This is a genomic window from Halomonas sp. (assembly GCF_052095695.1).
Lineage (GTDB): Bacteria > Pseudomonadota > Gammaproteobacteria > Pseudomonadales > Halomonadaceae > Vreelandella.
Genome location: NZ_JBQDLQ010000102.1, coordinates 1 through 11,102 on the forward strand (window position 1 = coordinate 1; position 11,102 = coordinate 11,102).

Genomic DNA, 11,102 nt, shown 5'->3' on the forward strand with positions numbered 1-11,102 from the left:
AACGGCTAATGTGAACGACTGGAGTACGTTAATGAGTACTATTGAAGAGCGCGTTAAGAAAGTTGTAGCAGAACGCCTGAACGTAAAAGAAGAAGACATCCAAAACAGTTCTTCTTTTACAGAAGACTTGGGTGCTGACTCGCTCGACACCGTTGAGCTGGTCATGGCTTTGGAAGAGGAGTTTGATACTGAAATTCCTGATGAAGAAGCTGAAAAAATCACCACGGTTCAAGAAGCCATCGATTACGTGAACGCCCACCAGTAAGGGCTGTATCGATGCATCGAACCTGGGTGGGGTGCTAGCACCCGCCTTAAGAGCCGTCCTTTCGCAGGGCGGCTTTTTTGCTTTGCTGCAACAATGCTTATAACGTTCAAAGTCCGTTATACTATTGACCAAATTTAAGCAGCAAATGACCCAGGTGGGTTGCATCACCATGGATGCATGGAGGAAAGCAGATGGCACGGAAAAGGGTAGTGGTAACTGGGTTAGGCCTGGTGACTCCGGTGGGTAATAGTGTTGATGAGTCGTGGGCTAACATTGTTGCGGGCAAAAGTGGCATTACACCGATTGAACATTTCGACACCAGCGGCTTTAACACGCGCTTTGGTGGTTCTATTAAAAACTTTGATATTAGCCCGTATCTGAACCCTAAAGATGCCCGCAAGATGGATCTGTTTATCCAATACGGCATGGCAGCGGGTGCCCAGGCAGTTGAAGACTCCGGCATCGAGTGCAGCGAAGAAAATGCCGATCGCATCGGTGTGGCTATTGGCTCAGGCATTGGTGGTTTGCCAATGATTGAGCATAACCACAACGCGTTGAATAAAGGCGGCGCTCGTAAGGTGTCACCGTTCTTTGTGCCAGGCTCTATCATCAATATGATTTCCGGCAACATGGCGATTCAGCATGGTTTTAGAGGGCCCAATATTGCAATTACGACGGCCTGCACGTCAGGCACGCATAATATTGGTTACAGCGCGCGTACGATTGCTTATGGCGATGCTGACGTCATGGTTTGTGGCGGCGCAGAAATGGCCACCACGCCGCTTGGTCTGGGCGGGTTTTCTGCCGCACGCGCGCTTTCCACGCGCAATGATGAGCCGCAGGCTGCTAGCCGCCCGTGGGATAAGGATCGTGATGGCTTTGTATTATCTGACGGTGCCGGTGTACTGGTACTTGAAGAGTATGAACATGCCAAAGCCCGTGGCGCGCACATGTATGCTGAGCTAGTGGGGTTCGGCATGAGTGACGATGCGTACCATATGACCTCGCCACCCGAAGATGGTCGCGGCGCAGCGCTCTCTATGCGCAATGCGATTAAAGATGCCCAGATAGATGTGTCCAAGCTGCATTATATCAATGCTCATGGAACGTCGACGGCCGCCGGGGATTTAGCCGAGAGCCGTGCTATTGAAAGCGTGCTGGGTGATGCCGCTAATAGCGTGGCCGTCAGCTCGACCAAATCAATGATTGGGCATTTGCTGGGTGCGGCTGGTGCGGTAGAAGCAGTATTTTGTATCTTGGCTATCCGTGATCAGGTGGCGCCACCAACGATTAATCTGGATAACCCGCAGGAAGGCTGCAATCTTGATTACGTGCCGCATACCGCCCGTGACATGCGTATTGATATGACGCTTTCCAACTCGTTTGGCTTTGGTGGTACTAACGGCTCGCTGCTATTTAAGAAAGTTTAGTCAGCGATGATGCCGCCCCCGCTGTCAACTGTTGAGCCTGCGTTTGAGGGTCAAGTGCCCTTCAATGACCGTGGGCTCGCTTACGGTGACGGCGTGTTTGAAACCGTGCTGTTGCGCGCGGGCAAGCCCGTCTTGTGGGATTACCACATGGCGCGCCTTAGGCAAGGGTGCCAGCGGCTGGGTATCAACGTGCCTTGCCCAGCGTCGCTTGAGGCGACATGGCAGGGTGCGCCGACGGCCACACTGGAAGTGCTGAAAATCATCCTTACTCGGGGCAGTGGTGGCCGCGGCTATGCTCAGCCGGACACAGTAGTGCCGCGCTTGCTCAGCCGACGAACGCCATTCCAGCCGTCGGCTGAGCGCTGGTGTTCGGGGGTCACGGTGCGGCTTTGTGACCTTCGCCTAAGTCGTCAGCCGCGACTGGCGGGTATAAAACACCTTAACCGCTTAGAAAACGTGCTGGCTCGCCAAGAGTGGAACGATGCGGGTATCGCTGAAGGCCTGCTCGTCGATAGCGACGATGTGGTCGTGGAGGCCACCAGCATGAACGTGTTTTGGCAGCAGTTGGGGGAGGTGTTTACACCGCTGACTGACCAGTGCGGTGTTGCGGGCACCCTGAGTGCCGCATTGATGGATCAGGGGGCTGTAAAGCAAGCAACGCTGCGGCTGAGTCAATTGCCGGCGGTAGAGCAATGCTGGGTGGCGAACTCTGTCCAAGGTATGTGGCCCGTTAACACGCTATTGGCAGCCGACGGCACGGTGCTCAAGCGCTGGCCTGCATGTAAAGCGGATTCTCTGCAGCGTTTGGCACACCATCTATTAGGCTATGCGCCAGAATCCTGTTAGGTATATCGCCCCGCAATTTTCAACGAGGTATCATGGTGAAACGGTTATTTACCGCTTTGTTAGTACTAGTGGTCGTTGGGGCTGCAAGCGTGGTGGGTGGCTATTTTTATTGGCAGAGTCGGTTAAATGCGCCGCTCGCCCTAGATGCGCCAATGCTTTACCAGGTTCCTTCTGGTGCCGGATTCAATCAAGTGGTTGCGCAACTAGAAGCGCAAGGCGTGGTAAACGATGCCTGGGCATTCCAGCTGTTGGCGAAAGTTGAGCCAGAGCGTATGCCGCGTTTACGTACCGGCGAGTACCAGCTATTGCCTGAAATGAGCGGGCTGGAAATGATGGCGCTGCTGGGCAGTGATAAGGTCGTGACCTACTCGCTGACTATTCCTGAGGGCTGGTCATTTCGGCAAATGCGCGAGCAGCTGAATGCCGCACCGAAGCTTGCACACCGTACAGCCGATATGAGCGATGCCGAGGTCATGACGCTGCTTGGCCGCGACGACGTATTTCCGGAAGGCTGGTTTTTTCCCGATACCTATCGCTATCACCTAGGTATGAGCGATGTGGATATTTTGCGGCAATCCCTGGCGCGCATGGAGCGTATTCTTGACGACGTTTGGGAAGAGCGCGGCGATGATTTAACGATTGAGTCTGCTTACGAAGCGCTTATTATGGCCTCGTTAATTGAGCGTGAGACCGGTGCGCCGCAGGAGCGCAATGAGATTGCCGGTGTGTTTAAACGGCGCATGGAGCAAGGCATGCGCTTACAAACAGATCCAACGGTTATTTACGGTATGGGCGAGCGTTATGACGGGCGGATTACCCGCGCTGACCTGCGTGAGGCAACGCCTTACAATACTTATGTGATTGACGGCATGCCGCCTACACCCATTGCCATGCCGGGGCGCGCGTCGTTAGAGGCCGCGGTGAATCCGTTGCCGGGTGAAACGCTTTACTTCGTTTCCCGTGGGGATGGTACCCACCAGTTCTCGCGTACGCTGCGTGAGCATAATAATGCCGTCAATCGCTATATTCGTAATCGATAATCGTCGGGATCTTTCGCCAATGATTGATCACTGACGGTTTGTCACCACAGTAAGGAAGCACGATGACCAAGCGTGGACGCTTCATTACGCTGGAAGGCGGTGAGGGCGTGGGAAAATCCACCAATGTAGGCTTCGTCACCGAGTATTTGGAAGCCCAGGGTCTGGAGGTGGTGCGTACCCGCGAGCCGGGTGGCACCGAGCGCGGCGAAGCTATCCGCGCATTGCTGCTGGACCCCGCCCCTCTAGAGCCGCTGCATGTCGACGCTGAGCTGCTGTTGATGTTTGCTGCGCGAGCACAGCATCTGGCGGAAAAAATCCTCCCTGCGCTGGCCCGGGGCGCCTGGGTGGTGTGCGACCGTTTTACCGATGCTACCTTTGCTTACCAGGGCGGCGGTCGTGGCATACCCGTAGCGCGCATCGCCGTATTGGAAGCGTTCGTTCAGCAGGGGCTTGCGCCCGATTTAACGCTGCTGCTCGATATGCCTGAGGCAGCTGCGAAGCAACGCCTAGAGTCACGACTACATGACCGCTCAGAGCAGCGGGATCGTTTTGAACAAGAGCACGCCAATTTCTTTCAGGCCGTGCGGAACGCCTACTTAGCGCGTGCCGAGCAGGCGCCCGAGCGTTTTGCCGTGATTGATGCTCAGCACACACTAGACAACGTTCAAACACAAATTCGTCAAGCGCTAATGGCGCGGGTTGCTGCATGGTATTAACTGGCGTTATGCCGTGGCATCAAGCCACCTGGCAGCAGTTAATCCGCTTGGCTGACGGGGGGCGGATGCCCCATGCGCTCCTCATTAACGGTGCCCATGGCGTTGGCAAGCAGCAGCTTGCCGAAGCGTTGATCGCCCGAACGCTATGCGCAGGCCCTGCAGATCTTGCCTGTGGGCACTGCCATAGCTGTTCCATGCTGGCATCCGGGTATCATCCGGACCTGCTGCGCGTCTCGCCGGAAGAGGGCAAACGCCAGATTCGTATTGATCCCATTCGCGAGGTTAACCACTTTGTCTCGCAAACGGCACAGCAGGGCGGTTATCGCGTCATCGTTATTTCTCCCGCAGAGGCAATGAACATCGCTGCCGCCAATGCGCTGCTTAAAAGCCTTGAAGAGCCCGGTGAAAAGACGCTGTTTATCCTGCTGTCAGACGTGCCTTCGCGCATGCTGCCTACCATCCGCTCTCGTTGCCAGCAGTGGTCGCTACCTACCGTTGCCTTTGAAGCGTGCCGTGGATGGCTAATTGAGCAGCTTAATAGCGCTGATGAAGCCTACTTTTGGTGGCAAGTAGCGGGCGGTCTGCCGCTGCTTGCCGTTGAGCTGGCGGCGCCGGAAGAGCGTGCCCTGCGCCATAAAATTCACGACAGTTTTGAGCAGCTAGTGCGCGGCGCCGAGCCCGTTTCAGAAGCCGCTCGCTTGGATCGCCAGGCGATTGATGCCATCTTGTGGTACGGTATTGCCTGGCTTGAGGACTTGATTCGCCTGGGTTTATCCGGCGATGCGGCGGTGCTGCATAACCCTGATCTTGAGCCTCTTTATCGGCAAGCGGTTAAAAATGGTCGCGTGCAAGACTGGTTTCGCTTGCTGGACTACGCCCGTGAGCAGCGGCGGCTATTGTCGGCGGGGGCCAACCCCAATCCTCAACTGGTGCTAGAAGCATGGTTAGTGCGTTGGGCGGCGCTGCTACGCTCATAGCCGCGTTAACGCTCTTATCGCTCGCCATGCAACGAGGTCGCTATGACAGCTCAGAAAGCGCTATCACTCAACGTTCCCGATGTACCAACGCTGCTCTCTGCATACATGCCTTTTCTGAATCGCGGCGGCATCTTTATTCCCACGCTAACGCCTTACGCGATGGGCCAACAGGTTTTTTTATTACTCACGTTGCCGGGTGAAAGCCAGCGTCGCTCAGTGACTGGGCAGGTTGCATGGGTGTCGCCCGAAGGCGTTAGCGGGCAACGTATTGCTGGTATTGGCGTGCACTTTAGCCCGCAAGATTCATCAGTACGTGAACGGATTGAAACGCTGCTTACCGGCCAGTTAGATAGCGCCGCGCCCTCGTTCACGCTCTGAATAACGCTGCTCTGAATAACACTGTTTAGCTTCTTTTCCTTCGCTGTCGAGACCCGCATGTTTGTCGATTCCCACTGTCATCTAGATCGTTTATCCGACCAGACCCATGGAGGCGATCTCGCCGCTACCTTGGCGGCTGCGCGCGCTGCCCACGTTAGTCAATTTCTGGCCGTTGCGGTCAACTTAGATGATATGCCTGCGCTAGCGGCGATAGCGCGTGATCATCAAGATGTAGCGATTTCCGCTGGCCTGCACCCGCTGCATACGCCTGAAAGAGAGCCCAGCGTTGAGGATATTAAAGCCGCCGCTGAGCAGTACGGCGCGGTAGCCATCGGTGAAACGGGTCTGGATTATCACTACCGCGATAGCGTTGCGGTTGAAATCCAGCATGAGCGCTTCAAGCGTCATTTGATTGCCGCGCGGGAGCTTGCCCTGCCGGTGATTATTCACACGCGAGAAGCCAAAGAGGAAACCTTGACCCTGCTGCGCGAGCATAGCGACCCTCAAGTGGGCGGTGTATTACACTGTTTTACTGAGGACCTAGCGATGGCGCGTGAAGCGGTGCGGCTAGGCTTTTATATTTCCCTCTCGGGTATTATTACTTTCGGTAATGCAGCGGCGCTGCGAGAGCTGGCCCGCCAGCTGCCGTTGGATCGCTTGCTTATTGAGACCGATAGCCCTTATCTGGCGCCAGTGCCTCATCGTGGTAAGCCCAACCAGCCTGCCTGGGTAGTGTCTGTCGCCGAGTGCATTGCTCAAGAACGGGGCATCAGCGTTGATGAAGTCGCGATGCAAACCACCGCGAATTTTTATCAACTGTTTCGAGCGGCCGCGCCGGATACCCCCGCAGATGTTAAAGAAGCGCTGGCGCAATCGGGACTTGTGTAGCCTGCTAGAGCCATCGGCATGATTAAACGAGGTGGGTGATGAATATTGATCGACTGATACAGCAGCGCGATTCAGCAGAAGAGAATGCCAGCGCTATCCCTCCTTTAGACGAGTGGCATCCAGCGCTTTCTGGTGACATGAATCTAAGTATTCATGCTGATGGTACCTGGTGGCACGAGGGGCGGCCGTTTGCCCGCACTAAGGTGGCCCGTTTGCTGGCAACACTGCTGCGTCAAGATGCCGACGGCTACTGCTTAGTGACGCCAGTTGAGCGCTGGCGCGTTCAGGTTGAAGATCTTCCGCTGGTCGCCGTTGAAGCCGACTTTCATGACGATGCCTGGTGGTTCACCACCCAGTTTGATGACGTCGTTCGCTTAGATGCCGACCATCCGCTTAGCGTTACTTTAAACTCCCAGGGTGAACGAGTGCCGCAGCTGCCGGTACGCTTTGGGCTAGCCGCAAGGCTGCATCGCAATGTGTACTACCAGTTAGTTGAGGCCGCACAGACCCGTGATGTTGGCAATGGCGTAACCGAAATAGGCTTAATTAGCGCCGGAGACTGGTTTGCGCTGGGCCAGCTGGACGATGATTCAACAGGCGAGGCGCCGTGAAGTTAACCGCTGAACAGCAAGCCGTTGTTAATCATAGTGCCGGGCACGCGCGGGTAGCGGCTGTCGCGGGGGCGGGAAAGACCACAACTATGGCTGCCCGAGTGCTGTATTTATTGGCCAGCGGTGTGCCGTCCAAGCGTATTTTGGTGCTAATGTTTAACCGCTCTGCGAAAGATGATTTTCAACGTCGTTTAGCGTCGATGGCGCCCGCCGGGCAAATGCTGCCTGATGTTCGAACCTTCCATTCGCTGGGTCACCGCTTAACGCAAAGCCTATGTCGCTGGGGTGCGCTAGCCTCACGTCATTTGTTATCTGCCGATTGGCAGTTAGAAAGGCTACTTCGTCAAGCGAGCCTTAATGTGCTGCGTGATGCCGTCGAGCGCCGTGATGCTGCCCTGGAAGGCGACCGGCTTGAAACCCTGGCGCACTTTTGTGGCTTAGTGAAAGCGGAAATGATAACGCCCGAGGCGCTTTACGAGCGGCTTAATTTGGATGCCGATACCGACTATTTTCCGGCCGCTTTTGTCGAAGCAGAGCGGCTATTAGAGTCAGAAGCTGTAATGACGTATGCCGACTTGCTTTATCGACCACTGCAGGCTTTAGAGGCGGATAGCGCGCTACGGGATCGCGTTGAAGGGTTTCTCGATCACGTCATTATTGATGAATATCAGGACATTAACGCCGCGCAGCAGCGTCTTTTATCCGTGCTCGTTGGTACTCACGCCAGCGTGATGGCCGTCGGGGATGCCAATCAGTGTATCTATCAGTGGCGCGGTGCCAAGCCCGATACCATGCTAGAGAATTTTACCGCCACTTTTGGCGATGCTACCGACTATCCGCTCTCGACTACCTTTCGCCACGGCCATGCCCTGGCGCTGGCCGCTAATCATGCTATCGCCACTAATCAGCGTCGCCCTAACCAGCTGTGCCTCGCCGCACCCAATAATCCAGAGACCCGGCTGCTAGTAGGTCAAGGTAGCCGCTTGCTACTTGATGCGTTGATGGACTGGCAGGCCCAGGGGCGGGCGCTTAATGAAACCAGTTTGCTGGTGCGCAGCTGGGCGTTGTCGGTGCCGTTTCAACTGGCGTTGTTACAGGCCGGGATTCCGTTTCGCCTTCAGCGAGAGGATCGATTTGTCTTTCGTCTGCCGCTGGTGCAGGCGCTGGCGGGCTATTTAAAGCTATCACGCCGTCCCGGTCTTCTGCGTGACCCACAGCAGCTCTTGTTACTGCTTTCCCAGCCGACCCCGTTTGTTGCCCGTGAGCGGCTGCAGCGCCTAGCCCAACAGCTGGCCGCTACTCAGCAGTGGCCAGAGCGGCATGAGCCGATGCTGACAGAGTTGAAGCCAATCCAGCGCCGCACGTTAAAAAAACGCTGGGTGCTGCTGTGTGAGTTGCCTCAACTGGGTGCTTGGCCGCCAGCAAAGCTGTTAAGGCATGTCGTCGACAGCATTGACGCGGAAAAAACGCTCAAGAGGGCCGCCGCGCGTCGCGACAAGGGCGAAGAGGACGTTCGGCTTCTTGACGTGCTGATTGAGCAGGCGCAGAGCGTCCAAGATCCCGATGCCTTTATCGAGCTGCTAGAACGCCCGGTAGAGAATCAGGCGGGTGGCGTGCTTATTAGTACCGTACATGGCGCCAAAGGGCTGGAATGGCCACTGGTTGCTGTGGCCGGTGTCAATGAGGAAGATTTTCCCCACTACAGTCGCGATAATCCACTCAGCGACGAGCGCTTAGAGGAGGAGCGGCGGCTTTTCTACGTGGCGATTACGCGGGCTCAAGAGCAACTGTTAGTACTTCATGATGGTGGCGCCCATCGTCCTAGTCGCTTTATTGCTGAAAGCGCTTGGCAGGACAGTATGCGCGTGGCGTCTTGCTTGGCGAGCAGCAGTGCGCCAGCGACTTCGTTGCAGGTGACTTCGGTTGGATTGGTTGAGCGCTATTTAATGCGCTTAGGTCGTGACGATATTGTGCTTGCCGCGGCGCAGGTTGAAGAGGCTAAAGCAGCGTATGTTGCAGGCACGCATTTTTATCCCGGTCAGCGGCTTTTGCATGCGGTGTTTGGGGAGGGCGAGATCGCGGCAGTAGAGGGAAATACCAGTGATCCGGTCATTGATGTGCGCTTTGATCAGGCCGGACGGCGGCGGCTTATTGCACGTCGTGCGCCCATTGAACTGCTGGAAACGCCGCAACAATCCGTGCTGTGATAGCGTGGCGAGACAGCACGCATGCTCAGCGGGTTACGGCTATGCGCTAGCCGTAACCCGGCTGATGGTATGGATTACATATTGGGGTAGTTAGGCCCACCGCCGCCTTCTGGTGCCACCCAGGTGATATTTTGCGCAGGGTCTTTAATATCGCAGGTTTTGCAGTGCACGCAGTTCTGAAAGTTAATCTGAAAACGTGGCTGTCCAGCGCTATCCTCAACCACTTCATAGACACCGGCCGGACAGTAGCGCTGTGCCGGTTCAGCGTACTTTGGTAAGTTGTCGCGGATCGGTAGCTCCGGGTCATCCAGGTGCAAATGACACGGCTGGTCTTCTTCATGGTTGGTGTTCGACAGAAACACAGAGGAAGGCTTGTCGAATGAAAGCTTACCGTCCGGCTTGGGATAGTTGATCTTTTCAAACTCAGCCGCAGGTTTTAAAGCCCCATAGTCAGTGGTGGTATCGTGCACGTTAGGCAGCTTATTGCCCAGCAGCTGATGCGCAAAATTATACGCGCCACCGCCCACGGTGCCGTATTTGTGGATCGCAGGGCCGAAGCTGGCGCTTTCCTTCAGCTCTTGATAGGCCCAGCTGGCTTCCCATTTCTGAGTAAAGCTGGTTAATTCCTGCGCGCCTTCATCACCACCTTTGATTGCTTCAAATACGCTCTCTGCCGCCACCAGGCCGGACTTCATGGCGGTATGCAGGCCCTTAATTTTAGAAAAACTGAGGGTGCCCGCATCACAGCCGATGAGCAGGCCGCCTGGAAAGGTCATTTTAGGTAGGCTATTTAGCCCCCCTTTGGTGATGGCTCTGGCACCGTAAGCAACCCGCTTGCCGCCTTCTAAATACTGGCTAAGCACCGGGTGGTGTTTCATGCGCTGAAACTCATCAAACGGCGACAGCCATGGATTCTGATAGCCTAAATCCATTATCAAGCCCACCACGACCTGCTGGTTTTCCGCGTGATAGAGAAACCAGCCGCCGTGGGTGCTCTTATCTAGCGGCCAGCCTGAACCGTGTACTACTAGCCCGGGTTCATGCTTATCAGCAGGCACGTCCCATAGCTCTTTTAAGCCAATGCCGTAATGCTGAGGGTCACGTCCTGCATCTAACGAGAAGTCTTTGATTAAACGTTTGCCTAGGTGGCCGCGCGCGCCTTCTGCAAACAGCGTGTATTTGGCGCGCAGTTCCATGCCGGGCATATGGCCATCTTTGGGCGTGCCGTCGGCGCTGACGCCCATATCACCAATAAGGATGCCGCGCACGGCGCCATCTTCAACAATAACCTCTTGAGCAGCGAAACCTGGGAATATTTCAGCGCCCAACGATTCGGCCTGCTCGCCCAGCCAGCGGCATAGATTGCCCGCGCTAATAACGTAGCGTGGCTGCTCGCTGCTGGTGTTATGCATGCTCTTAGGCACGAGCGCATTAGGCACTTTCTGTGCTTTTTCGGCGTCTTTCAGTAAGAAAACATCGTCGCGAATCGCCGGGGTCGTCAGTGGTGCGCCACGCTCTTTCCAGTCCGGGAATAGTTCCATTAGTGCGCGGGGTTCAAACACCGCGCCTGACAGAATATGCGCGCCAACTTCGGAACCCTTTTCCACCACGCAGACCGTGAACTCTTGCTCTGCATCGTTGGCCTGTTGCATCAGGCGGCAAGCAGCGGCAAGTCCGGACGGGCCGGCGCCGACAATGACGACATCGAAGTCCATTACATCGCGTTCAACAGTTTCCACCCGGT

11 protein-coding genes are annotated in these 11,102 nt (G+C 55.8%); 10 read left to right on the top strand and 1 reads right to left on the bottom strand.

The annotated features are described in order from the left end of the window. The first annotated feature begins 31 nt into the window (after positions 1–31). From acpP to ACTH5D_RS15525, 10 genes are all read left to right on the top strand, one after another. Entirely contained in the window at positions 32–265 is a 234-nt protein-coding gene (gene acpP / locus ACTH5D_RS15480) for an acyl carrier protein (protein ID WP_008956801.1), read from the top strand. Between the two features lie 191 nt (positions 266–456). After that, positions 457–1,695 (top strand): beta-ketoacyl-ACP synthase II, encoded by a 1,239-nt coding sequence (fabF, locus tag ACTH5D_RS15485; RefSeq protein WP_441672800.1) that lies wholly within the window; start codon positions 457–459, stop codon positions 1,693–1,695. Positions 1,696–1,701: 6 nt separating this feature from the next. Further along, the gene (gene pabC, locus ACTH5D_RS15490; RefSeq protein WP_441672802.1) at positions 1,702–2,541 is read left to right on the top strand and encodes an aminodeoxychorismate lyase; all 840 of its coding nucleotides are present in this window, start codon (positions 1,702–1,704) and stop codon (positions 2,539–2,541) included. Positions 2,542–2,573: 32 nt separating this feature from the next. Continuing rightward, positions 2,574–3,581 carry an endolytic transglycosylase MltG gene (gene mltG / locus ACTH5D_RS15495; RefSeq protein ID WP_441672804.1) on the top strand — a complete coding sequence of 336 codons (1,008 nt, stop codon included), beginning with the start codon at positions 2,574–2,576 and terminating at the stop codon, positions 3,579–3,581. Positions 3,582–3,643: 62 nt separating this feature from the next. Next, the gene (tmk, locus tag ACTH5D_RS15500; RefSeq protein ID WP_441672806.1) at positions 3,644–4,297 is read left to right on the top strand and encodes a dTMP kinase; all 654 of its coding nucleotides are present in this window, start codon (positions 3,644–3,646) and stop codon (positions 4,295–4,297) included. After that, positions 4,288–5,274 (top strand): DNA polymerase III subunit delta', encoded by a 987-nt coding sequence (locus tag ACTH5D_RS15505; RefSeq protein WP_441672808.1) that lies wholly within the window; start codon positions 4,288–4,290, stop codon positions 5,272–5,274. Before tmk ends, ACTH5D_RS15505 begins: the two co-directional genes overlap by 10 nt. Positions 5,275–5,316: 42 nt before the next feature. After that, positions 5,317–5,652: a PilZ domain-containing protein gene (locus ACTH5D_RS15510; RefSeq protein ID WP_441672810.1), complete on the top strand. Its 336-nt coding sequence runs from the start codon at positions 5,317–5,319 to the stop codon at positions 5,650–5,652. 57 nt (positions 5,653–5,709) lie between these two features. Beyond that, a complete protein-coding gene (locus ACTH5D_RS15515) occupies positions 5,710–6,540 on the top strand; it encodes a TatD family hydrolase (protein ID WP_441672812.1) in 831 nt (276 codons plus the stop codon). Between the two features lie 38 nt (positions 6,541–6,578). Beyond that, entirely contained in the window at positions 6,579–7,151 is a 573-nt protein-coding gene (locus ACTH5D_RS15520; RefSeq protein ID WP_441672814.1) for a DUF1285 domain-containing protein, read from the top strand. Then, complete coding sequence (locus tag ACTH5D_RS15525) at positions 7,148–9,358, top strand: ATP-dependent helicase (RefSeq protein WP_441672816.1); 2,211 nt, start codon at positions 7,148–7,150, stop codon at positions 9,356–9,358. Before ACTH5D_RS15520 ends, ACTH5D_RS15525 begins: the two co-directional genes overlap by 4 nt. A 74-nt stretch (positions 9,359–9,432) precedes the next feature. Here ACTH5D_RS15525 and ACTH5D_RS15530 read toward each other — a convergent pair whose 3' ends face one another. Continuing rightward, entirely contained in the window at positions 9,433–11,097 is a 1,665-nt protein-coding gene (locus tag ACTH5D_RS15530) for an electron transfer flavoprotein-ubiquinone oxidoreductase (RefSeq protein WP_441672820.1), read from the bottom strand. Positions 11,098–11,102: the final 5 nt, after the last annotated feature.

What these genes read in the sequence shown, in the direction of transcription:
- ACTH5D_RS15510 (WP_441672810.1), top strand. Translation starts at nt 5,317, where the DNA reads ATGACAGCTCAGAAAGCGCTATCACTCAACGTTCCCGATGTACCAACG.
- mltG (WP_441672804.1), top strand. Translation starts at nt 2,574, where the DNA reads ATGGTGAAACGGTTATTTACCGCTTTGTTAGTACTAGTGGTCGTTGGG.
- fabF (WP_441672800.1), top strand. Translation starts at nt 457, where the DNA reads ATGGCACGGAAAAGGGTAGTGGTAACTGGGTTAGGCCTGGTGACTCCG.
- ACTH5D_RS15520 (WP_441672814.1), top strand. Translation starts at nt 6,579, where the DNA reads ATGAATATTGATCGACTGATACAGCAGCGCGATTCAGCAGAAGAGAAT.
- tmk (WP_441672806.1), top strand. Translation starts at nt 3,644, where the DNA reads ATGACCAAGCGTGGACGCTTCATTACGCTGGAAGGCGGTGAGGGCGTG.
- ACTH5D_RS15505 (WP_441672808.1), top strand. Translation starts at nt 4,288, where the DNA reads ATGGTATTAACTGGCGTTATGCCGTGGCATCAAGCCACCTGGCAGCAG.
- ACTH5D_RS15515 (WP_441672812.1), top strand. Translation starts at nt 5,710, where the DNA reads ATGTTTGTCGATTCCCACTGTCATCTAGATCGTTTATCCGACCAGACC.
- acpP (WP_008956801.1), top strand. Translation starts at nt 32, where the DNA reads ATGAGTACTATTGAAGAGCGCGTTAAGAAAGTTGTAGCAGAACGCCTG.
- pabC (WP_441672802.1), top strand. Translation starts at nt 1,702, where the DNA reads ATGATGCCGCCCCCGCTGTCAACTGTTGAGCCTGCGTTTGAGGGTCAA.